At 68.3% G+C, this 23,036-nt stretch carries 19 protein-coding genes; 11 read left to right on the plus strand and 8 right to left on the minus strand.

Annotated elements, in window-relative coordinates; genetic code table 11:
* Positions 1 to 158 precede the first annotated feature (158 nt).
* The 3 genes from ACIA03_RS28310 to ACIA03_RS28320 are packed head-to-tail and all read left to right on the plus strand — an operon-like array spanning position 159 to position 3,204.
* Positions 159 to 1,280: a hypothetical protein gene (locus ACIA03_RS28310; protein ID WP_396988846.1), complete on the plus strand. Its 1,122-nt coding sequence runs from the start codon at positions 159 to 161 to the stop codon at positions 1,278 to 1,280.
* Positions 1,277 to 1,984 carry an ABC transporter ATP-binding protein gene (locus tag ACIA03_RS28315; protein ID WP_396988847.1) on the plus strand — a complete coding sequence of 236 codons (708 nt, stop codon included), beginning with the start codon at positions 1,277 to 1,279 and terminating at the stop codon, positions 1,982 to 1,984. Before ACIA03_RS28310 ends, ACIA03_RS28315 begins: the two co-directional genes overlap by 4 nt.
* Positions 1,981 to 3,204 (plus strand): ABC transporter permease, encoded by a 1,224-nt coding sequence (locus tag ACIA03_RS28320; RefSeq protein ID WP_396988848.1) that lies wholly within the window; start codon positions 1,981 to 1,983, stop codon positions 3,202 to 3,204. The genes ACIA03_RS28315 and ACIA03_RS28320 overlap by 4 nt, the downstream gene beginning before the upstream one ends.
* A gap of 63 nt (positions 3,205 to 3,267) precedes the next feature.
* Here ACIA03_RS28320 and ACIA03_RS28325 read toward each other — a convergent pair whose 3' ends face one another.
* Together ACIA03_RS28325 and ACIA03_RS28330 are read right to left on the minus strand one after the other, a co-directional pair.
* Positions 3,268 to 4,350: an inositol-3-phosphate synthase gene (locus ACIA03_RS28325; protein ID WP_396988849.1), complete on the minus strand. Its 1,083-nt coding sequence runs from the start codon at positions 4,348 to 4,350 to the stop codon at positions 3,268 to 3,270.
* Between the two features lie 43 nt (positions 4,351 to 4,393).
* Positions 4,394 to 5,047: a PadR family transcriptional regulator gene (locus ACIA03_RS28330; RefSeq protein ID WP_396988850.1), complete on the minus strand. Its 654-nt coding sequence runs from the start codon at positions 5,045 to 5,047 to the stop codon at positions 4,394 to 4,396.
* A gap of 744 nt (positions 5,048 to 5,791) precedes the next feature.
* On the opposite strand from ACIA03_RS28330, the gene ACIA03_RS28335 reads away from it, so the two are divergent.
* Both ACIA03_RS28335 and ACIA03_RS28340 read left to right on the plus strand, forming a co-directional pair.
* Positions 5,792 to 8,179 (plus strand): transglycosylase domain-containing protein, encoded by a 2,388-nt coding sequence (locus ACIA03_RS28335; RefSeq protein WP_396988851.1) that lies wholly within the window; start codon positions 5,792 to 5,794, stop codon positions 8,177 to 8,179.
* An 11-nt stretch (positions 8,180 to 8,190) separates the two neighbouring features.
* Positions 8,191 to 9,630: a glycosyltransferase family 87 protein gene (locus tag ACIA03_RS28340; RefSeq protein WP_396988852.1), complete on the plus strand. Its 1,440-nt coding sequence runs from the start codon at positions 8,191 to 8,193 to the stop codon at positions 9,628 to 9,630.
* Here the strand turns inward: ACIA03_RS28340 and ACIA03_RS28345 are convergent.
* Entirely contained in the window at positions 9,588 to 10,640 is a 1,053-nt protein-coding gene (locus ACIA03_RS28345; RefSeq protein WP_396988853.1) for an alanine racemase, read from the minus strand. The two genes, ACIA03_RS28340 and ACIA03_RS28345, sit on opposite strands and share 43 nt — an antisense overlap.
* The gene (locus ACIA03_RS28350; protein ID WP_396988854.1) at positions 10,640 to 11,803 is read right to left on the minus strand and encodes a lipid II:glycine glycyltransferase FemX; all 1,164 of its coding nucleotides are present in this window, start codon (positions 11,801 to 11,803) and stop codon (positions 10,640 to 10,642) included. The genes ACIA03_RS28345 and ACIA03_RS28350 overlap by 1 nt, the downstream gene beginning before the upstream one ends.
* A 250-nt stretch (positions 11,804 to 12,053) precedes the next feature.
* Between ACIA03_RS28350 and ACIA03_RS28355 the strand changes: the two genes are divergently transcribed.
* The 4 genes from ACIA03_RS28355 (at position 12,054) to ACIA03_RS28370 (ending at position 17,221) form a co-directional block, all read left to right on the plus strand.
* Entirely contained in the window at positions 12,054 to 12,665 is a 612-nt protein-coding gene (locus ACIA03_RS28355; RefSeq protein ID WP_396988855.1) for an RNA polymerase sigma factor, read from the plus strand.
* 74 nt (positions 12,666 to 12,739) lie between these two features.
* Positions 12,740 to 13,180: a hypothetical protein gene (locus tag ACIA03_RS28360; protein ID WP_396988856.1), complete on the plus strand. Its 441-nt coding sequence runs from the start codon at positions 12,740 to 12,742 to the stop codon at positions 13,178 to 13,180.
* Between the two features lie 43 nt (positions 13,181 to 13,223).
* Positions 13,224 to 14,771, plus strand: a complete 1,548-nt coding sequence (locus tag ACIA03_RS28365; RefSeq protein ID WP_396988857.1) for a S8 family peptidase — start codon at positions 13,224 to 13,226, stop codon at positions 14,769 to 14,771.
* 92 nt (positions 14,772 to 14,863) lie between these two features.
* Complete coding sequence (locus tag ACIA03_RS28370) at positions 14,864 to 17,221, plus strand: CHAT domain-containing protein (protein WP_396988858.1); 2,358 nt, start codon at positions 14,864 to 14,866, stop codon at positions 17,219 to 17,221.
* A 205-nt stretch (positions 17,222 to 17,426) separates the two neighbouring features.
* Here ACIA03_RS28370 and ACIA03_RS28375 read toward each other — a convergent pair whose 3' ends face one another.
* From ACIA03_RS28375 to ACIA03_RS28390, 4 genes are all read right to left on the minus strand, one after another.
* On the minus strand, positions 17,427 to 18,029 hold the full coding sequence (locus ACIA03_RS28375) for a DUF5317 family protein (protein WP_396988859.1): 603 nt from the start codon (positions 18,027 to 18,029) through the stop codon (positions 17,427 to 17,429).
* A gap of 384 nt (positions 18,030 to 18,413) precedes the next feature.
* Entirely contained in the window at positions 18,414 to 20,468 is a 2,055-nt protein-coding gene (locus ACIA03_RS28380) for an acyltransferase family protein (protein WP_396988860.1), read from the minus strand.
* A gap of 102 nt (positions 20,469 to 20,570) precedes the next feature.
* Positions 20,571 to 21,605: an LLM class flavin-dependent oxidoreductase gene (locus ACIA03_RS28385; RefSeq protein ID WP_396988861.1), complete on the minus strand. Its 1,035-nt coding sequence runs from the start codon at positions 21,603 to 21,605 to the stop codon at positions 20,571 to 20,573.
* Complete coding sequence (locus ACIA03_RS28390) at positions 21,605 to 22,399, minus strand: deoxyribonuclease IV (RefSeq protein WP_396988862.1); 795 nt, start codon at positions 22,397 to 22,399, stop codon at positions 21,605 to 21,607. The genes ACIA03_RS28385 and ACIA03_RS28390 overlap by 1 nt, the downstream gene beginning before the upstream one ends.
* 74 nt (positions 22,400 to 22,473) lie before the next feature.
* On the opposite strand from ACIA03_RS28390, the gene ACIA03_RS28395 reads away from it, so the two are divergent.
* Positions 22,474 to 22,794 carry a metal-sensitive transcriptional regulator gene (locus ACIA03_RS28395; RefSeq protein ID WP_396988863.1) on the plus strand — a complete coding sequence of 107 codons (321 nt, stop codon included), beginning with the start codon at positions 22,474 to 22,476 and terminating at the stop codon, positions 22,792 to 22,794.
* Between the two features lie 34 nt (positions 22,795 to 22,828).
* Entirely contained in the window at positions 22,829 to 23,032 is a 204-nt protein-coding gene (locus ACIA03_RS28400; protein ID WP_008355452.1) for a heavy-metal-associated domain-containing protein, read from the plus strand.
* The last annotated feature ends 4 nt before the right edge of the window (positions 23,033 to 23,036 follow it).

Here is a 23,036-nt window from a genome sequence, read left to right on the forward strand (position 1 = left end):
CCCCACAACCCCCGAACCGTCACCCAAGTCCTGACACATCAACCGTCACCGATGTCCTGACGCAGAACTGTCACCGGAGTCCTGAGACATCACAAGTGTTGACGAACCGGGCAGAAATTCGGCCGCCGTGACCCTGGACACGGGGCTACAGTCCGGTCATGTCGAAGACGGCGGTGCGCCGCGTACTTTTCAAGTCGTTCTGGGCGGTGATCGGGCTGGTCGTCGCGGTCAGCCTCTTCAAGCTGGCCTTCACCGGGTCGACGCAGGACGCCGACGGCGCACCGCTCACGCCGACCGGGAAGATCCCGCCGGAAGAGGTCGTCGTCGAGAAGGGCACGATCTCCAACTCGCTCACGGTCGACGGGACGATCGTGATCGACAAGCCGGTCTCGGTCTCCAGCTCGGTCACCGGTGTGCTGGCCCACCGGTTCGCCGAGATCGGCGCCAAGGTGAAGAAGGGCGACAAGCTCTTCCAGGTACGCACCAAGGAGTCCGCCGAGGAGGCCGAACCCGTCGAGGAGCCTGCCGGTGAGGAGCCCGGGAAGGTCGATGACGCTGCCGGCGACGGCGATCGCGACGACGCACCGGTTGAGCCGCCGACGCCGAAGCCGGTCTATCACTGGTACACGGTCGTCGCGCCCGCCACCGGCATCGTCGGCAGCTACGCCGTCGACCTGATGGGAGACGTGGCCGAGGACGGGGTGGTCGTCTCGATCCGTCCCACGACCTTCCACGCGGTCGGTGCGATCTCGCCGCTGGACCGCTACCGGCTGGCCGGCAACCCCGACCGGGCGACGGTCACCATCGAGGGCGGCCCGAAGCCGTTCACCTGCACCCACCTGCGCATCGGCGACGCGGCGACCGAGACGATCACCAGCGACGCACCCGAGGGCGAGATGATGGAGGGCGACTCCGGGGGCGAGGGCGAGTCCGGCACGGGTGCCCGGATCAGCTGCCTGGTGCCGGAGAAGGTGACCGTCTTCGACGGTCTGACGATGACGATGACCATCGACGCGGGCAAGAGCGACGGCGACGTGGTCACCATCCCGGTCACCGCGGTCACCGGTCTGGTCCGCGAGGGCAGCGTCTGGGTCGTCGGTGAGGACGGCACCCCGACCGAGCAGCCGGTCAAGCTCGGCGTCACCGACGGCAAGGTCGTCGAGGTCACCAGCGGGCTGAAGCCCGGCGACTCGATCCTCCGCTACGTCCCGGGCTCGAAGGAGTCGGCCGGCGACAAGGGCGAGGGAATGGTCGAGGGCATGCCCGAGGGGGAGATGTGAGCTCGGAGGAGCTCCTCAGGCTCACCGGTGTGGCCCGCACGGTCGAGCTCCCCGACGGCGAGGACCTGCACATCCTGACCGGCGTCGACCTGCACGTACGCCGCGGCGACCACGTCGGCATCGTCGGCCGCTCCGGCACCGGCAAGTCCACGCTGCTGAACCTGCTCGGCCTGCTGGACCGGCCCACCGGCGGCACCCTGGAGTGGGCGGGCCGCAACGTCACCGACATCAGCAACCGGCAGGCCGCCCGGATCCGCGGGCGGGACGTCGGGTTCGTCTTCCAGCAGTTCAACCTGCTGCCGGGGCGTACCGCCCTGGAGAACGTGATGGCGCCGCTCCTCTACGCCTCGGGCAGGGAGTTCTGGCAGCGGCGCCGGATCGCGGCGGCGATGCTCGACAAGGTCGGGCTCGGCGACCGGCTCGACGCGATGCCGCAGTTCCTCTCCGGGGGTGAGCAGCAGCGCATCGCCATCGCCCGGGCCCTGGTCCGGACGCCGTCGGTCGTGCTCGCCGACGAGCCGACCGGCGCCCTCGACGTCGAGACCGGCGCGATGGTGATGAAGCTGCTCGACCAGGCGACCTACGACTCCGGGGCGGCGCTCATCACGATCACCCACGACCCGAACGTCGCCGCCCTGGCACGGCGGCGGTTCCGGCTCGCCGAGGGACGGCTGCACCCCCTGACCGAGGGGGCGATGGCGTGAGGACGGCCCTCGGACGTCTCGTCACAGGGCTGGCCGCGTCGACCGTCGAGGCGTGGCAGGAGCTGCGCATCCACAAGCTCCGGGTGCTGTTGTCGCTGGTCGGAGTGGCGGTGGCGGTCGCCTCGATCACCGCGACCGTCGCCGCCGGCCAGATCGCGAAGCAGATGTTCACCGAGTCCTACGAGACCGACGGGCGACCGGCCCACATCTCGATCATGGCCTACGACGACCGCAGCGGGACGCCGCTCCCTGTCGAGCGGGTCAGGCCCGCGTTCCAGACGGTCGCGGAGCGGTTCGACGTGACGTACGCGTCGGCGAGGCTCTCCGTCTACGACATCAAGGCGACCACCGCGAGCCGGAGCAAGCGGATCGAGCTGATGGGAGTCGACCCAGCGTACGCGGCCATCCACCGGGTGGTGGTGCCGCAGGGCCGTTGGCTGGAGGAGTCGGACGCGGAGCGCCTCTCGCCGGCGCTCGTGGTCGACGAGACGTTCCTGAAGAAGCTCGGCCTGCAGGGCACGCCGTTGCCGACGTCGGTGGACCTGAAGGGCCAGGGGATGTCGGTGACCGCCACGATCATCGGGGTGACGAGCCTGCGCGGCTACGGCACCCCACGTGCGTTCATGCTGGCCGACTCGATGGATCACTGGCAGTCCGGAGCGCCCATGGACGCCGCCTACGAGATGTGGGTGCCGGTGGAGGGCGCCGACCAGCTCGCCGGAGAGATCAACATGGCGATGCGTGCGGAGCTCCCGGGGCTCCAGGTGGATGCCCAGCGCGACGACTACATGGCGTGGGGAGGCGAGGATCCGATCGGCCCGATCAAGTGGGTGATCATCGGCATCGCCGGGATCATCCTGCTGCTCGGCGCGCTGAGCCTGCTCAACATCGCGCTGGTCACCATCCAGCAGCGGATCCGGGAGATCGGCATCCGGCGCAGCTTCGGCGCGACCACCGGGCGGGTCTTCTTCTCGGTGATGATGGAGAGCGTGGTGGCCACCGTGGTCGCGGGCGTGATCGGCGTGCTCCTGGCCGTGGCCGTCGTCAAGAACCCGCTGGTGGAGAAGTACGTCCTCCAAGGCATCGACGACGTCCCACCGTTCCCGCTCTCGGCGGCGTTCCTCGGCCTCGCCGTCGCGCTCGCGGTCGGCGCTGTCGCCGGCATCCTCCCGGCGATGATCGCCGCGCGGGTCAGGATCATCGACGCGATCCGCTTCTGACGCCGTGGACGAAATGCGACTGCCCCGGGTGCCAGGCACCCGGGGCAGGTCAGCGGCAGAGGGTCACTCGCCGCGGATGAACGCCTCCAGCTGAACGCGACCCTCGGTGTCCTCGATCTGAACCGGCGGGCTCTTCATGAGGTAGGCCGAGGCCGGGATGATCGGGCCGCCGATGCCGCGGTCCTTGGCGATCTTGGCCGCACGGACGGCGTCGATGATGATGCCCGCGGAGTTGGGCGAGTCCCAGACCTCGAGCTTGTACTCCAGGTTGAGCGGGACGTCACCGAACGCGCGACCCTCGAGCCGGACGTACGCCCACTTGCGGTCGTCGAGCCACTGCACATAGTCCGAGGGACCGATGTGCACATTGCGGTCGTCGATCTTGTCGGCCAGCTCGCCCTTGAGGTTCGAGGTGACCGCCTGGGTCTTGGAGACCTTCTTGGACTCCAGGCGCTCGCGCTCGAGCATGTTCTTGAAGTCCATGTTGCCGCCGACGTTGAGCTGGTACGTGCGGTCCAGCGCGACGCCGCGGTCCTCGAACAGCTTGGCCATGACGCGGTGGGTGATGGTGGCACCGACCTGCGACTTGATGTCGTCACCGACGATCGGGACACCGGCGGCCTCGAACTTCGCGGCCCACTCGGGGTCGGAGGCGATGAAGACCGGCAGCGCGTTGACGAACGCGACGCCCGCGTCGATCGCGCACTGCGCGTAGAACTTGTCCGCCTCCTCCGAGCCGACGGGAAGGTAGGAGACGAGGACGTCGACCTCCTTCTCGCGCAGGATCGAGACGACGTCGACGGGGTCGAGGCCGGACTCGGAGATCGTCTGCCGGTAGTACTTGCCCAGACCGTCGAGCGTGGGGCCACGCTGCACCTCGACACCCTTGAAGGGGACGTCGGCGATCTTGATGGTGTTGTTCTCGGAGGCGTTGATCGCCTCGGAGAGGTCCTTCCCGACCTTCTTGTCGTCGACGTCGAAGGCGGCGACGAACTCGACGTCAGAGACGTGGTAGTCGCCGAACGTGACGTGCATCAGGCCCGGGACACTGCCCGCCGGGTCGGCGTCCCTGTAGTACTCCACACCCTGGATCAGGGAGCTGGCACAGTTGCCGACTCCCGCGATTGCTACACGAACCGAACCCATCGGGGCTCCTTCCATACTTCCGGCCGGCTCACCGGCCAGAAGGTCATTTCTCGTTCTCTAGGCTGCTCTGCGCTGTGCGCGAGACGTCCGCTTCGTCGCGTACGCCATCGTCATCCCCCAGATCCCCCCGACCCGCTGCCTGCTCGTTGATCGCAGGCTTGGGGTTGCGCTCGGCATCGATCAGCGAGGAGAGCCATCGGACCTCCCGCTCGACCGACTCGACACCGTGACGCTGAAGCTCGCGGGCGTAGGAGTCGACCTCTTTCTGGGTCATGGCAAGCTCGCGTTGCACCCGGTCGAGCCGCTCCTGGAGGCGACTGCGACGTCCCTCGAGGACGCGGAGCCTGATCTCCATGTCGGTGCGACCGAAGAACGCGAACCTGATGTCGAAGTTGTCGTCCTCCCATGCCATCGGACCGACCTCGGACATGAGCTGGGTGAACTCACGTTCGCCGGCAGGCGTCAGCTGGTAGACGATCCGAGGACGCCGGGTCACCGGCGTGACGGTCTGCGCCATCTCTTCGATGAGGTGCTTGCGCAGCATCTTCTTCAGAGCCGGGTAGAGCGAGCCGTACGACAGCACTCTTCCCCAGCCGAGCATCAGGTTGAGCCGCTTGCGCAGCTCGTAGCCATGCATAGGCGACTCGTGCAGCAGCCCAAGGACTGCCAACTCGATCGTCTCTGCGCGACGTGCCATGCGACCTATCGTACCGATATATCCGAGACAGCAAATAGAGACCAAAGTCTTGTCTGATGACGCCTGGGAGACGCATTTCGATGCAACCGTCACCGAACTGTTGACGTCAGGTGACTTGGGGCGCGCTGGGCGTGGATGCAGGAGCGCTAGCGTCGATTGCGTACGCTGATGGCTGCCGTCCACCCACCTGAGGAACCACCCGGGGAGATGTTCGGCAAGCGTCGCGCGTCAGGTTGATGGGATTTCCTCGGGGGGATCCAGCGACGTCGGGGGATTGTCAGTGTCAGCCCGTCCGGTCACGTGCCGGGCAGTCACAGGAGCAGTGCAACACCCGTGAGCGACCCATCTGGCGGCTTTTCTCAGAGGCCCAGCCCCCGCAGCGCGAGTCCCCGTAGATCCGATCTCGGTGGGCTGCAAGGACGACCCCAGGGCGGACCGCGCCCACCGCAGGGTGGTCCGGCCGGCCGTCCGCCGGCTCCGCGCCGCCCCCAGGGTGGTGCGCAGGGCCAGCCCTCCGGCGGTCGTCCCCAGCCTCGCGGAGCCCAGCCCCGCGGAGCCCAGCCTCGCGGCGGCCAGCGCCCGATGCCCCCCGGCGGTCCTCGTTCCGGTCAGCGGCCTCCCTATCCAGGTCCGCGTCGCCCCGGCGAGCCCCCGGTCGACCGTCTCGGCCAGCGCCCCGCGCGTCCCGAGCCGGGTGGGCCCGGTCGCCCGCCGCGCGACCCCAAGGGCGCCTTCGGTGCGGCGATGGACCGGTTCAACGACCCGGACATGGACAAGAAAGGCCTGGCGGTCCGGATCGCCAAGATCGCGGCGATCTGCGGGCTGGTCCTCGCGCTGATCGGCAGCGCCGCGGTGATCGTCTCCTACCACATGATCTCGATACCCAGCGCCAACGCGGCGTTCGAGGCCGAGTCGAGCTTCGTCTACTACGCCGGCGGCAAGAAGGAGGTCGGCCGCTTCCAGGCGGGCGACCAGAACCGTGACGCGCTGCGCCCGGACGAGATGCCCGCCCTCGTGAAGGACGCGGCGGTGGCCGCCGAGGACCGCAGCTTCTACGAGAACAACGGCATCGACCTCAAGGGCATCGCGCGCACGCTCTTCACCAACGCCACCACCGGCAGCGCGGGTGGTGCGTCGACGATCACGCAGCAATACGTCAAGAACCTCTACCTGACCCAGGAGCGCACCTACTCCCGCAAGGTCAAGGAAGCGGTCATCTCGCTGAAGATCAGCCGGCAGAAGTCGAAGGACGAGATCCTCACCGGCTACCTCAACACCGTCTACTTCGGCCGCGGCGCCTACGGCGTCCAGGCCGCGGCGAAGACCTACTTCCGCAAGTCGGCCCAGGACCTCAACATCAAAGAGGCAGCGGCGCTGACCGCGATCCTCAACAACCCCAACGGCTTCGACCCGGAGAAGGAAGGCAAGGACTCCGGCGGCACCGAGCTGCTCGGCCGTTATCAGTACGTCCTCAACGGCATGGCCGACCTCAAGAGCCAGGGCAAGGCGCTCAGTGACTACGACGCTGCCACCCTCGAGAAGGCGAAGGCGGCGCTGCCCAAGTTCCCCAAGCCGCTGGCCGACAGCCGCCTCGGTGGCCAGAAGGGCCACGCGCTCACCCTGGTGAAGAACGAGCTGAAGTCCCTGAAGAACGAGAACGGCGAGCCCCTCTTCACCGAGGAGGACATCGACAGCAAGGGCCTGAAGGTCACCACCACGCTCAGCGCGAAGGCCATGAAGGCCGCCGAGGACGCCGTCAAGGACGTGCGTCCGGACGACAAGAAGGCGGTCAACGCCAAGCACCCGGAGAACGAGCTGCACGTCGGTGCGGCCACGGTCGACGTGAAGACCGGTGCGCTCAAGGGCTTCTACGGCGGCCAGGACTACCTCGACTCCCAGATCAACTGGGCTGCCTCGGGTGGTATGGCCGGTTCGACGATGAAGCCGTTCACCCTGGCTGCGGCTCTCGAGGCGGGCTACTCGCTCAAGGACACCTGGACCGGTGAGGGTGGTCTGGAGATCCCCGGCACCGACCGGGTCGTTCGCAACTCGGGTCAGAGCGACGCGGACCCGACCGGTCACGGCTACGGCGAGCACATCACCGGCATCAAGGCGATGGAGGAGTCGGTGAACACCTCCTTCGTCCAGATGTCGACCGCACTGCCCAACGGCAGCGAGGACGTCTACAACATGGCGGTCAAGGCCGGTCTGCCGCCGGACGAGCAGCACGCCGAGAACGCGCCGGCGGACTACCGCTCGATTCCGGCCTACTCGATCGACTTCGACCCGAAGAACTATCTGCTCACGCTGGGCCGTCAGGCGATCAGCCCGATCAACATGGCCAACGCCTATGCGACCATCGCCAACGGCGGCGTACGCAACACCGTGCACCTCGTCTCGAAGGTGGTCGACGCGGACGGCGACGTCGTCTACGAGTGGAACCAGCGCGACGGCGAGGAGCGGGCGATGTCCGAGGACGCCGCCGACGACACCTCCTACGCCCTGCAGCAGGTCGTGAAGAACGGCACCGGCAAGACGGCCGGTGTGATCAACCAGCCGGCTGCCGGCAAGACCGGCACCGCGACCAACGCCGACGACGACGTCTCCTCGGCGTGGTTCGCCGGCTACACGCCGCAGCTGGCCACGGCGGTCATGTACGTCCGGGGCAAGGGCTCCGGCAAGCTCGACGGCTGGCTGGACTCCTACTTCGGTGCCGGCTACCCCGCCGAGACGTGGGCCGCGATCATGGGCACGCTGACCGATGACCTCGACATCGAGGAGTTCCCGGAGCCGGCCTGGATGGACGGCGAGGCGCCGATGGACGGTCACGAGCCGTCGCTGACCGCCACCCCGAAGCCGACCCCGACCCCGTCGGAGAACTGCTCCAAGAAGGACGAGCGCAAGGGCCTCTGCACCCCGATCGAGGAGCCGTCGGCCAGCAGCTCGCCGAGTGACGGCGCGACCGCCGGTGATCCGGGTGGGGGGACGACCCCTGACCCGTCCGAGTCGACGGACCCCGCTGCCACCGCGACCGCTTGTGACTGGTTCGGCGACTGCGCCTCGTCCTCGCCGCCGGCCGATGGCAATAATGGCGGAGGCAACGACAGCACCACGGGGAGCACCACTCAGTGACAGATGGTCCAGTGACCGCACCCGCGGCGGAGGATCCGGTCGTACGGACCGCCTCCGCCGCGGTGGGCGGTCCTCTCGGGGGACTCGCACACGGCCGACGGCGCTGGTTCAGCGCGGTCGGCCTGCTGCTGTTGCTGACCTCCCTCACGTTCGCGATCGGGATGGTCTCGAAGCAGACCTGCTACAACGCCACCTGGACCAACGGCGAGTCCCGATACACCCACTTCTGCTACTCCGACCTGCCCTATCTCTACGTCGACCGCGGCCTGGCCGAGCACGAGTGGCCCTACTCCTCCGACCCGGACGTACGGGCGCGCTACCCGCAGGTGATGGAGTATCCGGTCGGCATCTCCTACTACGCCTGGGCGACCTCGTACGTCACCGACTGGCTGACCGACACCCCCGACGAGGACGAACGCCATCTCGCCGAGACCTCGAGCTTCTGGGGCCTGCCCGGCATGCACCACGAGATCCGGGTCTTCATCATCGTCAACGTGATCGGGTTCGCGGTCGCGGCACTGCTCTCGGCCTGGTTCCTGGCACGTACGCACCGCCGACGGCCCTGGGACGCGGCCGCGTTCGCGCTCGCCCCGGTGCTGGCGGCGACCGGGATCATCAACTGGGACATGCTGGCCGTGGTCTTCGTGGCCGGTGCGCTGTGGGCATGGTCGCGGGACCGGCCGCTGCTGACCGGCATCCTCATCGGCCTCGGCTGCGCGACCAAGCTCTATCCGCTCTTCCTGCTCGGCGGACTCGTGGTGATCTGCATCCGGCGCCGCCGCTACTACGACCTGGCGGTCGCCGCCCTGGCCACGGTGCTCGCCTGGGTGCTCGCCAACCTGCCGGCGATGGCCACCGGCCTGGAGCAGTGGAAGGTCTTCTGGAGCTTCAACTCCGAGCGCGGCCCCGACCTCGGCTCACTGTGGCTCGTGGTCCAGCAGGCCAGCGACGCGACGATCTCGGCGCAGACGGTCAACCTCGTCTCCTGGGCCTTCTTCATCGCTTGGTGCAGCGGCGTACTCATCATCGGTCTGACCGCCCGCGAGACCCCGCGGCTGGCGCAGCTCGGCTTCCTGATCGTCGCCGGGTTTCTCCTGGTCAACAAGGTGTATTCACCGCAGTACGTCCTGTGGCTGCTGCCGCTGGCGGTCCTCGCCGTGCCGCGGTGGCGTGACCAGCTCATCTGGCAGGCCGGTGAGCTCTTCTACTTCGTCGCGGTCTGGTGGTATCTCGCCGGCATCCTGGCCAGCAGCGGCGGTGACCAGCCGGTCTACTGGTTCGCGATCCTCGCGCGGGTCGCTGCCGAGATCTACCTGATCGGGGTCGTCGTCCGGGACATCTACGAGCCATGGCGTGACCCGGTCCGGTGGACCGAGGCGACCATGGAGACCGAACGAGCTCCGGGAGCTCAGGAATCCAGGATGATCTCGTCGAACGAGGTCGCGGTGTAGCGCACCCGCACCTCGAGCTCCTCGCCGACCTCGGGCACACGCGCGCCGGAGGGAAGGGTGAGCATCGACTCCTGCATGTGCGGCGGCTCGGCGAACCAGAGCGCCTTCCCGTCGAGCGTGTACGGCGAGCGGGACTGTCCCATGGCGTCGAGCCCACCGCGGGCAACCGCGAGCGCGCGGGAGCGCAGGTGGGTGTCTCCCAGTGGCGCCTCGAGCCCGATCCCATGGGCGGTGCCGCCGGAGGCGACCACGAGGTGGCCGGCGCGCAGGGCGGTGCGGCCGCGGTAGCCGTAGGAGTAGCCCCGCTCGAGCGGGTGCACGTCCTCGATCGTCGCGGTCACGTGGAGCGCGCCGCGGTCGCCGAGCCACAGGCCGGTGCCGACGCGGGGGCGGAAGGTGATGTCGCCGTAGGAGGCGCGCAGCTGGGCCAGCTCGTTGGCGCTCAGGTGGGAGACCCACACCGTCTTCGCCTCGGCGCCGACGACGGCGTCCATCTGGGCGCGCACCTCGGCCAGAGAGCCGCCGTCGAGGCCGAAGTGCATGGTGACGCCCTCGAAGCGCGCGTGCTCGCGGGCGATGGCGGCGGTCGGCCACAGGTCGCTCGGCGTCATCCCGTGACGGCGCATCGAGGTGACCAGCTCGAGGATCACCCGCGCGTTCGGCTGACGCTCCAGCAGCAGCGGCAGGTCCTCGGGGCGGCTGATGGTGTGGATGATCCGGTCGGCGATCTCCGGGTTGATCTCCGGCGAGTAGGGACGCCACGGGGTGAGGACGTAGATCGACCCGCTGAACCGGGTCGCGACCTCCCACACCTCGTTGTAGGTGCCCACCGCGAGGGTGTCGACGCCGGTGCCGAGGCCGGTCAGCCACTCGGTCTGGTGGGCGAGCTTGCGCAGGGTCAGGCCGTAGCCGTTGCCCTTCGCGACCGGGACCAGCCCGGGGGTCGCCTCGGCGAAGGTCTGGACGTGCTTGCGCCAGCGGTCGGCGTCGACGGTCAACTTCAGTGGCATTAGCGCCTCTTCATGTAGAGATCGAAGGCCGTGTAGATCGGCTTGTTCAGCGGCAGGTCCCACTCCCCGGCGTACTCCACCGCCTGGCCCCCGGTGCCGACCTTGAACTGGATCAGGCCGACGTGGGAGTCGTCGGTGGAGAGCGTCGGGGTGATGCCGCGCAGGTCGTAGGTGGTGGCGCCGGCGGCCATGGCATCCTGGATCATCGCCCACTGGAGGGCGTTGGAGCCACGTACGTCTCGCTTCTCGGTCGAGGAGGCGCCGTAGGAGTACCAGGCGTACTGACCGACCCGGACCATGATCGTGGATGCGACCACGTCGCCCTCGTGACGAGCGATGAAGAGCTTGATCCGGTCGGGGTCCTCGGCCGACATCGCCGCGAACATGGTCTTGAAGTAGTCGCGGCGTCGCGGGGTGAAGTGGTCGCGCTCGGCGGTGTGGACGTAGAGGTCGTGGAACGCGCTCAGGTCCGCGTCGAACTCGCCGCCGGCGGGCTTGGCCGGGGTCGCGACCGAGACCTCGACGCCCATCTTGGCGGACTTCTTGATGTTGCGGCGCCAGAGCTGGTTCATCCCCTTGAGGACCTCGTCCTCGGTCTTCGGGGTGCCGTCCTCGTGGGTCAGCGGGATGACGAAGTTGTACTGCGGCTGCCCTGCGCCGAACCCGTCCTCGGGGGACTGGAGCCGCCAGCCCGCTGCCCGCAGCTGCGAGACGACACGGGCGCCGGTGGCGTCGCGATGGGTCGGGGTGAGCTGGTTGAGCCGCTGGACGGTGTCGTCGGCGATGCCGTCCTTGACCTGGTTCGCGTTCCAGGTGGCAGTGGTGACGGGCGGTCCGATGCGGATGCCGAAGGCGCCGTTCTTCTTCAGGTACGCAGCCAGCGGCTCCAGCCACGGAGCGAGATCACCCGACCAGTCGATGCTCGGACCCTCCGGCAGGTAGGCGAGGGTGAACCGCTCCAGCTTCGGCACCGGCCGGTGCAGCACCAGCGCGGCGCCGACGAGGGCACCGCCCTGGAGGCTGTCGAACCAGCCGATCGACTCCGAGCGCCACTCGGTCTTGACCCGCGCCCACGAGGGGGTCTGGAGGAAGCTCACGCTGGGTTGCTTCTCGATGTAGGCGAGATGCTCCGCAGCGGTGATGGGGCGCACGGTGAGACTCACCCGCAGAAGGCTACCCGCCGCTCCGGTGGTCGAGCGTGTCGAGACCCCAATCTGAGGAGTTCCCAGGTTCACCTAGTGAGTCTGGTGCCCGGAGACGCTATTGTCGGCGACCAGATGTATCACGGCTTGGGGCCCGGGCCTCCTTGTAGCCGTGACAGCAACTATGACCACCACGATGGTGCGCTCGCGTGCCATCTGGCCCCCCATCGGCTCGGCGCCGATCCGGAGGCCTCCGGTCGAGGAGGAGACTGTGACACGGGTACCACGGGGGATCGGTCATGCCGACGCACCTGTGACCGTGTGGTCCCGGGCCACGGCCGACTTCGACCGCTGGCTCAGCGGCGACTCCGCCGCCCTCGACGAGCTGGTCGCGACGATGACGCCCGTCCTGTGGCAGGTCGCGCGCTCCTACCGACTCTCTGCCGAGCAAGCGGAGGACGTCGTCCAGAACACCTGGCTGACCTTCGTACGCAAGCACTCCTCGATCCTCGACACCGCGGCCGTCGGCGCCTGGCTCACCCTGACCACGCGCCGTGAGGCCTGGCGGGTCGCGAAGCGGTCCGGGCGTGACGTACCCGTGGAGGACGAGGCGCTCGAGTCCCGCGTCCCGACACAGCGCTCGGCCGAGTCCCTCGTCGTCGAGGGCGACCGCAACTCGCTCATCTGGGCAGCCGTGGAGTCGCTCCCGGAACGGTGTCGGCGGCTGCTGCGCGTGGTCGCCTTCTCCGACCGGCCCGACTACGCCGGTCTGGCCGAAGAGCTACAGATGCCCATCGGCAGCATCGGCCCCACCCGCGGCCGCTGTCTCGGGAAGCTGCGGGATGCCCTGCGGGACAAGGCAGTGTGGGAGGGGATGGCGTGATGGGTCGCTCGGAAGAGCCCACTCGCGAAGAGTTGTTGGGTCTGGTTCGACAGGCTTATGTATCCGGTGATCCTGTGCCCGGTGGCCTGATCTCCCGGATGCAGGCGGCCGCCGCCGGCGCGGCCGAGGAGTCCGGCCTCGGGCTCGATCTGGAGCTGATGCTCCTGGTGGAGTCCTCGTCCTTGGACGCGGAGGCCGCCGGGGTCCGCTCCACCGCTCCTGCCTCCGCCCGCTCTGCCTATACCCTGCGCTTCGCGCAGTCGGGCGTGGATGTCTTGGTCCGTGTCGCCTCCGACACCGACACCACCGCCCGCCTCGACGGCTGGGTCGTCCCCGGTTCGCCCATGACCGTCCGCGCCATCCGCGCCGACGAAGTCCGTACGCCGATCGTCGCTGTGACGTTGGGCGCCTCGGGGCGTTTCGAGCTCACATCGTTGCCTGCCGGCCTCATCCGGCTCCGCTTCGAGCCCGCCGACGGCTCTGCTGCCTTTCTGACCCCCACGTTCGAGATCTGATCCAGGAGTAACAGTGCATCCCAAGAGTGAGCCACGATTGTCGATGGACTACGGATGGTCCGAGGCGCGACTTCTCGACCCCACCAACGCGATTGCTGTCGATGGCGTCGCCGCTGGCTCGACGGTCTACTCGTCGACTGTTCTTCTGATTTCTAAGTCGGTCGACTTCGGTGACACCCTCAAGCGGATCGACAAGGCAGCCAAGGGTCTCGGATGGCGCGCAGAGCCTGAGGAAGAGGCGGAGTGTGCGCGCGATCTGAGGTTCGGAGTACGTCGCGTGCGGCTGGGGGTTCGTCCGGGCAAAGCCGTCCAAGCGCCTGACGCCTGGACCGTTCTGCAGATACTTCGAGCCGAATCCCAGGACGGAACCCGAGGGATCAGCTTGGAGCATGTGCTAGTTCCGACTCCGGACACCAACCCCGACCCGCATAACCGTCCGACGCCGCATAACCGTCCGACGCCGCATAACCGACCGACGCCGCATAACCGACCGACCCCGCATAACCGACCGACCCCGCATAACCGACCGACCCCGCACAATCGGCCCACGCCAGATGACGGGTATGACCCGCTAGGCACGGGCGGTCGCCAGCCGGTGGCGTACATCGGGGCGCCGCCCTCGCGACGCTCCGACGATGAGGTGGACGGTGCGCGGCCTGTTGTAGCGATCCTGGACACGGGGTGCGGGGAGCATCCGTGGCTCGACTTCGTGCAGCGTGACGTCCGCCTCGGAGACCACCAGATCGGTTGGCCGGCTGTTGTGCCGAACTCAGAGATTGATGAGGATCTAGTCGGTCCGTTGGACGGCGTGATCGACGACTTTGCCGGTCATGGGACGTTCATCAGCGGGCTGATCCATCAAGCCTGTCCTGATGCCGACATCTACTCCTGGCGAATTGTGCCGCCGGAGGGAACCGTCGCCGAGACTGACTGGATCACCGCGCTTGCTCAGATCGCGGAGTTGGTCCACCTCTACCGTGAGGGTGATCCCCGCGGGCGCAGGATCGACGTCCTAAGCCTGTCGATCAGCTATTACCACGAGACGCCTTCCGACGAACTCTTTGACCCGACGTTGTACGAGATCCTTGCGGACCTGTCCGCGAACGGCACGTTGGTCGTCTGTTCCGCTGGCAACGACGCCACAACTCGGCCGAGCTTCCCAGCGGCGTTCGGTCCTTGGAGCAATGGAGAAGGTCCGATCACACAAGATCCTGAAGTGCTGCCGATCGTTTCCGTCGGTGCACTGAACCCCAATGGTGCCACCGACGCGATCTTCAGCAACGCTGGACCGTGGGTGCGGGCGTACGAGATCGGTGCCAGCGTCGTCAGCACTCTCCCGGCGGTTTTTGATGGCGGCTACCAGCCGGCAGTTGAGACCGCACACGATGGCCGCACTCGTGCCTCCCTCGATCCCGACGACTTCTCCGGCGGTTTCGGTCTCTGGAGTGGCACTTCTTTCGCGGCGCCGCTGCTCGCGGGACGGATCGCGCAACGCCTGCTCGAACATGGCCAGCCGGGAGACAAACAACAGGACAAGAAGCGCGCTTGGGCCGCCTTGGAAGCGCTGACCACGCTTAGGCCACCGGCCTGAGCGATGAGCCAATGAGTAGTGCTGCGGAACTGCATCAACAAGGTGTAGCTGCGACGGTCTCCGGCGACGTGTCGGGGGCACGCAGCCTACTTGTGCGGGCGCGTGAGGCCGCCTTGGCGGAGGGCAACGCTGAGGTGCAAGCCCGCGCCGAGTCGACGCTGGCCTATCTGGCGGCGGACGAGTCCGACATCGACAGGGCTTTGGTGTTGAACGACGATGCCTTGGGTCATGACGGACTCGCCGCCGGGACTCGCGGTGCGCTGCTTCAACAGCGAGCGACCTTGTTACGACGAGCAGGTAGGGCGGCCGAGGCGTTGGTCGTCTTCGGGGACGCGATCGAGGCGCTTGCGAACCATCCTGCTGACCTTGCTGATGCCTACCTCAACCGGGGCACCGTCCACCTGGACCGACACGATGTTGAAGCCTCGATCGCAGACTTTCAAAGCGCATCAGCGAAGTATCTGGAGACCGGCAACGACTTGGCAGCCGCTCAGACTGACCACAACCGGGCATACGCGCTCTTTCTTTCCGGCGACCTGGTGGGCGCACTGGCGCTGATGGAATCGTCTTACGACCTCCAGGCAGCGGCCGGGCCACTGGTGAAGGCGGTATGTGACGCTGACAGGGCAGAGGTGCTGATGGCGGCGGGGCTGACGCGGCAGGGTGGAGAGATGCTGCGACAGGCCGCGGAGGCGTACGGATCCAAGGGGCAGAGACAGCGCCAGGGGGAGGCCGAGCTGGTGCTGGCGTCGCACATGGTGGCGACCGATCCCGTCGAGGCTGAGCGGGTGGCACGCTCGGCGCTTGGCTGGTTCGAGGAGGCGCGGGCGACAGGGCTGGCCCTGCGTGCGCGGGCGGTGGCGTTCGAGGCGGCGGTGACCGCGGGGCAAGATCCGAGCGAGGACGGCGAGGCGCTGGCCGGGCCGCTCGAGGAGCAGGGCCTTAACTGGCCGGCTCTTCGGGTCCGCATGCAGGCTCGGTTGGCGCGCATCCGTTCGGCCGAGAACGCAGGCCTTCCGACGAGACCAGCGAGTGGCAGGGTCATCGGTCCGGTCCCGCCCGAGGCGCCCATCGACATCCGCCTGCTGGAGCGAGAGCTCCGTGCCGAGCTGGCGGTGGTCGCCGGACGTGCCAAGACCGGTCTGCGCGAGCTCCGGGCGGGCCTCGACGACTTCCATCTGTGGCAGAGCTCGTTCGGCAGCCTCGACCTGCAGACCAACGTCGCCGGGCACGGTCGCACGCTGGCGAGGCGCGGCCTGGAGCTGGCCGTCGAGTCCGGCGAGACCGACGTGCTCTTCGAGTGGTCGGAGCGTTCGCGGATGCTGGCGTCGCGGGTCCAGCCGGTGCGGCCGCCGTCCGATCCTCAGCTCGCTGCCGACCTGGCCGAGCTCCGTGGTGAGGTCACGCCCGAGCGCGAGACCGAGCTGCGCGAGCAGATCCGCCAGCGGGCCTGGCGGGTCAAGGGTTCGGGCCAGGTCTCGGACCCGATTCCCCTTCCTGACCTGCAGGAACGCATCGGGGGCCATGCGCTTGTGGCGTACGTGGTCGCAGCGGGCCGGATCGTTGCGCTGGTCGTGACCGAGGACTCTGCCACTCGGGTCGACCTCGGTGACCAGGCCGCGCTCGGGTCGCTCCTCGGCGGTCTGCTGCCGGATCTCGACGTCGCCGCGACCGACCTCCCGGGTCCGCTCGGTGTCGCCGTGCGTACTGACCTGACCGTCCGGCTGCAGCAGCTCTCCGACCTGCTCGTGGCGCCGATTCTCGAGCGGGTCGGAGATCGGCCGGTCGTCCTCACGCCGTCCGCCGTCCTGGCGGCGGTGCCGTGGACTCTCCTGTCCGGTCTGACCGGGCGACCGGTGACCGTCGCCCAGAGCGCCACCGCCTGGCTGAGCCGGGCCAACACGCCCTTGCGTACGCAGAAGGCGGGCTTCGTCGCCGGACCGCGAGTCATGCGCGCCGCCGACGAGGTCGCCAAGAGCTCAACCGCCTGGTCCGGCTCCCACACGCTCACCGGCACCGACGCCACCGCAGCGGCCGTCTCCGCACTCGCGGCCGAGGTCGACGTACTCCACCTGGCCGCCCACGGCCACCACTCCGCCGACAACCCGCTCTTCTCCGGGCTCGAGCTCGCCGACGGCACCTGGTACGGCTACGACATCGACGGCCTCGCCGCCGTCCCCGACGTCGTCCTCCTCTCCGCCTGCGAGGTCGGACGATCGACCATCCGCTGGGGCGAGGAGCTGATCGGCCTGGTCGGCGCCTGGCTGCACGCCGGCGCCCGCGCCGTGATCGCCTCTCCCGCCGTGGTGGCGGACGAGGCTGCGTACGAGGTGTTCAGCCGTCTCCACGGCGCCCTCGCGAAGGGCCTGGCGCCGGCCGAGGCCCTCGCCGAGTCCCTCCCCGCGGCGACCACGGACGCGCCACCGGCCCCGTTCGTCTGCTTCTCGTAGTAGCGCTGACGAAGCTGCGGGTGCGAGGGCCAGTGGGTCCTCACACCCGCCCTCCGGTCAGTTGGGCTCGTTGTGTGGGGCTGCGAAGGCGTAGATCGCCAGCGCTGTCGGGACGACCGTCGCGCCTACGAGGTACAGACGTGCCTTCAGATCGTTGATGTTCATCGGTTCCTCCTCTCGTGGGGTAGAGATGGAATCGGCGCAACTACGCCGAAGACTGAACGCGGCTCCCCCGAACTGCGGTGTCGAGATGGCCTGCGGGGGTTGGACGACAACAGGCGACTACCAGCAGGACCAGTCCGACGAAGAGGAACACGTCGCCGAGGCTGAGGACCTTCATCAGTATCGGGATCGGGATGATGTCAGCGACCGGGGTCCAAAGCGGCGACACCGCGTCCAGCCTGATGTACCCCGGCGCGTCCGTGGCCAACTCAGCGCTCGAGTACCCGGCGATGCGTGCGCCGGGGATGCTGTACGGCATGGCGCCGAGGACCGCGATCGGGAGCGAGTTCGAGGAAGTGCCCAGCGGGATGAGCACCAGGGCCCATCGGCCAAGGGGGCGAGACACAAGCGAGCGATTGAACCAGCAGAAGCCCAGTGCGACGGCCACGACGAAGACCGCATAGACGCGACGTTCGACGGACTCGGACAGCTGATCTGGCCACCAGCCCCGATAGTGCACAAATTGGAGAGCAGCCGCGAGAACGATCAGCCACTTGCCGCGCAACCTCGTCAGCGACAGAGCAACGTTCGGGCGGGCGACGATGATGAGGCCGATGACCGCTGGCAGCACCATCAGCGTGAGCATTCCGGGGCCTGGCATGCCCAGCAACGTAGCAGCGCTTGAACGGCTCTGGGAGTGGGTTTACGCAACCTTCACGGCAGCAGATGCGGTAGCCAGAAAATCTTGAGGTCGGTGTATCAGGGGGTCTGCCGCGTACTCCTTGGGGCTGTCCGGACCGAGATTCGGGGGAATTCGGTTCGGACGCTGGCGCCGCCGCCTTGGGGGAGGCAGGCGGTTTCGGGGCCGCAACGTGGGTTGGGCAAGAGGGGGATGCCCAACCCACGAGTGGCCCGGGACGTGGGCCGGGCGGGGCGGTGAGGGGATTGACTGCCCCGCCCGGCGACCTTCGATTCTTCCGCGCCGACGCCGCTACGGCAATGGCCAGCGAGCGCAGAACTGAAATGTGTTCTACGCGGAACGGTCCAGGCGGCCGAGGCGCTTGCCGAGCGCCGGGGTGACCCGGTCGACCCAGGTCGCGGTGATGTGGGAGTCGTCGTAGTAGGTGACGACGTCGCCGACGACGAGGGGGCAGCGCTCGGTGCAGACCAGGTCGACGATGTCGACGTACGTCGCGTCGGTGCCCTCGATCGCCTCCTGGGTCACCTCGTTGGAGTCGACCTCGGTGCCGTCGGCCTTCACGACGCAGTCCTCGAGGAGGTTGCGGGCGTCGGAGAGACACTCGCCGGGGTCGTGGTCGACGTTGGGGACGTCGGCGAAGACGCGTACGTCCGGGGTGATCTTCTCGAAGGAGTCGACCCCGTGGCGTACGCCTTCACGCCACTGCTCCTCGGTCGAGACGCCGTCGCGCTCCTCCATGTCGAGCATGCCGCGGGCGCCGACGACGATCGTGTCCGGATCGAGCTCGACGATCTGCTCGTTGGTCCACGACCGGAAGTCCTCGCACTCCTCGACGGTCATCTTCGAGGACTTCTGCTTGACGCCGTACGCGGCGCAACCCAGCTTCACGAACGGGACCAGCTTCACGTGCTGGCGCTCGGCGAGGGTGTCGAGGGCGGGCAGCCACATCCCGATGTGGGAGTCGCCGACGACGGCGACGGTGCGGTCGGCCTTGCCGTCGCCGTAGACGCAGTCGCCGTCGAGCTTGGTCTCGCCGTAGCCCGCGTAGCAGTAGCCGCCGCGCTCGGCCCACGAGTCGGAGGCGTCGAACTTCGCCTCCGGCGGCAGCGGAGCACCCTCCTCGGCGGCCTTGACGGTCGTCTTCAGTACGCCGGTGACCGGCTTGTCGTCGGTGTCGAGGACGTCGGGGTTCTCCTTGAACCACTCCTCGGCGTTCGCCTTGGCGACGTCGACCTGATAGCCGGCGTACGCCTGCGAGCTCGTGCCCGCGACCAGGGCGAGAGCAGCGGCGGCGGGCCAGAGGGCGAGCGCGCGGCGGCCCTTGGTGAGGTGCGGGATCTTGTGGCGCTGGAAGGGCATCTCGATCCAGTGGTAGCTGGCCGCGGAGGCGGCGAGGATGAGCGCCAGCATGATCAGCAGCTGGCGTACGCCGCCGCCGGGGATCGCCTCGGGGGCGAGGATCAGGATCGGCCAGTGCCACAGATAGAGGCTGAACGAGATGTCACCCAGGTAGCGGAACGGCTGTTTCGAGAGGAGCCGGCCGGTCGGGGTGGCAGGGCCGGCGACCAGGAGCGCGACGGTGCCGGCGACCGGCACCAGGGCGTGCCAGCCGGGGAAGGGCGTCGCCTCGCTGAAGCTGGTGGTGGCGTAGACGAGGGTGCCGACGCCGGCGATGCCGAGAGCGGCTGCGTACGCCTTGTGGAACCGGCCGAGCCTGATGCTCGCCAGACGTCCGGCGACGCAGGCGAGCAGGGCGCCGGCGGCGAGCTCGAACGCCCGGGCCGGAGTGGAGAAGTACGCCGCCGCCTGGTCGGTGGCGGTGACGTGCAGCGACCAGGCGAGGCTGATCGCGGCCAGGAGCGCGGCGAGCGCGGTGATCGCCCGACGGCGGTGGTGCTTCGGGATCCAGAGGGCGACGGCGAGCACCAGCAGCGGCCAGACGACGTAGAACTGCTCCTCGACCGAGAGCGACCAGTAGTGCTGGAACGGCGACGGCGCGGCGCTGTGGAAGTAGTCGACGGCTTCCTTCGCGAAGTGCACGTTGGCCAGGAAGACCGCCGCCCAGCCCGCGTCGCTCGCGATCTGGTCGGTGCGCGTCTGGGGCAGGACGATCGCGCTGTAGGTGAGCACGACCAGCATCGTCGCGGTCGCCGCCGGCAGGATCCGGCGGGCGCGGCGGGCGTAGAACTGACTGATGCTGACTCTGCCGCTGCGGTCGGTCTCACGCAGCAGCAGGGTGGTGATCAGGAACCCGGAGAGGACGAAGAAGACGTCCACTCCGACGAACCCACCTTCGAACCCGGAGAGCCCCGCGTGTCCTGCGATCACCAGACCGACAGCGACGGCACGGAGACCTTGAACATCGGCGCGCCAATTCGAACCCATTCGATCAAGAATAAGTCAATGGCCCGGTTGGGTCATAGCCGGCGGTCCCGTTGGGTGGTCCTTCTCGCCGTTTCTTCAGGGACTTCTCAGCCGGCTCTTGCCTCAGCTCCCTGCACGGCCCGGTGACCAGCCGAGCATCGGTCCGAGCCTCGTCGCGATGTCGGTGAGGATCTGGACGTAGTCGTCGTGCCCGAACGTGAATGGCAGCGCGAAAGCCACCTCGTCGACCGCCTGGAAGCCCGCGTGGTTGCTGAGCTGCTCGGCCAGCTGTTCGCTGCTTCCGACCAGGTCAGGGGCGAAATAGGCGCGCTTGTGCGGACCGAGCTGCTGCGGCTCGCGGGTGCGGGGCAGCCGGGCGGCGGCGTACGTCTCGTACTTCTGCTTCTGCTCCGGCGTCGCCGAGTCGGTGGGGATGACGACGAGGCCCTGGGAGACACGGGCGGCCTCGCCGGCGGGATGCAGCGATCGGAAGAGATCGATCTGCGCGCGCTGGATCTGGGCAAAATCTTCGCCCTCGGCGTCGATCACGCTCGACGTGAGCAGATTCAGGCCGTGTTCGGCGGCCCAGGTGACGCTGCGGGTGGAGCTGCCGCCGTACCAGACCCGGTCGCGCAGACCCGGGGAGTGCGGCTGGATGCTCCGGGAGAACGTCTCGATCCCGCGGGTGCCCTCGAACGTCGAGACCGGCTTGCCCTCGAGGTTGTGGAGGAGCCGCTCGACGCGGGTGTAGGTGAAGTCCTCGACGTCGTGGGTGTCGGGGTAGAGGTGTTCCTTGAGCGCGTCGTAGTTCATCGGTGGCCCGACGCTGACGCCCGGGTTGATCCGGCCGCCGCGGCCGCGGTCGGAGAGTACGTCGACGGTGCCGAGGTCCTCGGCGAGGCGGAACGGGTTCTCCAGGCCGAGCGGCGTGACCGCCGTGCCGAGCTCGATCCGCGAGGTGCGCTGGGTGGCCGCGGCCATGACCGCGATCGGGGACGAGATCCCGTACTGCAGGTGTCGGTGGCGCAGCCAGGCCGAGTCGAAGCCGAGCTCCTCGCCCAGCTCGATGATCCGCAGGGTCTCCTCGTGGCCGGCGGCCGGGGCGGCGGGATCGAAGAGCCCGATTGTGAGAAAGCCGAGCCGGCGCAGCCGCCGCATCAGAGCCGCTCGCGGAGCCAGGCGAAGTCGCTGGCGTGCTCCTCGGCGCCGCCCGGGGTCTCGCAGATCACCGGGGCGCCGGCGTCGCGGACCACGCCCGCGAGGAGGTCGGGGTCGATGCGGCCGGCACCGAAGTTGGCGTGGCGGTCGGCTCCGGAGTCGAACTCGTCGCGGGAGTCGTTGCAGTGGACCAGGTCGATGCGGCCGGTGATCTTGCGGACGTCCTCCACGACCGTCTCGAGCGGGTTGCCGCCGGCGTGGGCGTGGCAGGTGTCGAGGCAGAAGCCGACGTTGTCTGCGCCCTCGGCGGTGGAGATCGCCTCCCAGACGCCGGCGATCCTGTCGAGGTAGCGCGCCATCGCATTGTCGCCGCCGGCGGTGTTCTCGATCAGAAGCGGGATCTTGATGTCGGTCGCCTCGATCGCCTTGCGCCAGTTGTCGAAGCCCTTGGCCGGGTCGTCGTCCTTGTTGACGTGGCCGCCGTGGACGATCAGGCCCTTGGCGCCGACCTCGGCCGCGACGTCCATGTGCTGCTGGAGGAGCTTGCGGCTCGGGATCCGGATCCGGTTGTTCGTCGTGGCGACGTTGATGATGTAGGGCGCGTGGACGTAGAGATCGACGCCGGCCTCCTCCGCGCGGGCCTTGAGGGCGGCTGCGCCGTCGGCGTACGTCACCACCGGGCCCTTGTAGGACTGCGGGTCGCCGAGGAAGAACTGCACCAGGCTCGCGCCGCGCGCGGTCGCCTCGGCGACGGGGTCGGTCTGGTCTACGTGGGCACCGATCGCAACAGCCATGGGCCAAGTCTAGGACTCGGCACCGACATCTCTGTGGGCTTGACTTCATACCTTACGGGGGTATGGTAGGCGACATGGACGAGCACACCGGGCACGAAGGCCACGCGGATCACGGATACCTCCACAACAAGAACAAGGAGGCCTATCTCAAGCGACTCAAGCGCATCGAAGGTCAGGTGCGCGGGCTGCAGCGGATGGTCGAGGACGAGGCCTACTGCATCGACATCCTCACCCAGATCTCCGCCTCGACCAAGGCGCTCCAGGCGGTCGCCCTCGGGCTGCTCGACGAGCACCTCGGTCACTGCGTCGCCGGCGCGGTCCAGAACGGTGGCGCCGAGGCCGACGAGAAGCTCGCCGAGGCGTCGGCTGCCATCGCTCGGCTCGTCCGATCCTGATTGTCAACAATCCAACAACCCTAGGAAGAGTCTCATGAGCACCCAGAACTTCACCGTCGTCGGGATGACCTGCGGGCACTGCGTCGCCTCCGTCACCGAGGAGGTCACCGAGATCGCCGGCGTGAGCAACGTCGACGTCGACCTGGCCTCGGGCAACGTCACCGTCACCGCCGCCGAGCCGATCTCCGACGACGCCATCCGGGCGGCCGTCGAAGAGGCCGGCTACTCGCTGGCCTGATCGC

Origin of the sequence: Nocardioides sp. NPDC051685, assembly GCF_044453405.1 — a bacterium.
Taxonomy (GTDB): Bacteria; Actinomycetota; Actinomycetes; order Propionibacteriales; family Nocardioidaceae; genus Nocardioides.

Bases quoted from the DNA above. Each gene is read 5' to 3' on its own strand.
- ACIA03_RS28335 (WP_396988851.1), top strand. From the start codon at position 5,792: ATGGACCGGTTCAACGACCCGGACATGGACAAGAAAGGCCTGGCGGTC.
- ACIA03_RS28375 (WP_396988859.1), bottom strand. From the start codon at position 18,029: ATGCTCACGCTGATGGTGCTGCCAGCGGTCATCGGCCTCATCATCGTC.
- ACIA03_RS28310 (WP_396988846.1), top strand. From the start codon at position 159: ATGTCGAAGACGGCGGTGCGCCGCGTACTTTTCAAGTCGTTCTGGGCG.
- ACIA03_RS28400 (WP_008355452.1), top strand. From the start codon at position 22,829: ATGAGCACCCAGAACTTCACCGTCGTCGGGATGACCTGCGGGCACTGC.
- ACIA03_RS28365 (WP_396988857.1), top strand. From the start codon at position 13,224: ATGGACTACGGATGGTCCGAGGCGCGACTTCTCGACCCCACCAACGCG.
- ACIA03_RS28385 (WP_396988861.1), bottom strand. From the start codon at position 21,605: ATGCGGCGGCTGCGCCGGCTCGGCTTTCTCACAATCGGGCTCTTCGAT.
- ACIA03_RS28380 (WP_396988860.1), bottom strand. From the start codon at position 20,468: ATGGGTTCGAATTGGCGCGCCGATGTTCAAGGTCTCCGTGCCGTCGCT.
- ACIA03_RS28345 (WP_396988853.1), bottom strand. From the start codon at position 10,640: ATGCCACTGAAGTTGACCGTCGACGCCGACCGCTGGCGCAAGCACGTC.
- ACIA03_RS28325 (WP_396988849.1), bottom strand. From the start codon at position 4,350: ATGGGTTCGGTTCGTGTAGCAATCGCGGGAGTCGGCAACTGTGCCAGC.
- ACIA03_RS28395 (WP_396988863.1), top strand. From the start codon at position 22,474: ATGGACGAGCACACCGGGCACGAAGGCCACGCGGATCACGGATACCTC.
- ACIA03_RS28390 (WP_396988862.1), bottom strand. From the start codon at position 22,399: ATGGCTGTTGCGATCGGTGCCCACGTAGACCAGACCGACCCCGTCGCC.
- ACIA03_RS28330 (WP_396988850.1), bottom strand. From the start codon at position 5,047: ATGGCACGTCGCGCAGAGACGATCGAGTTGGCAGTCCTTGGGCTGCTG.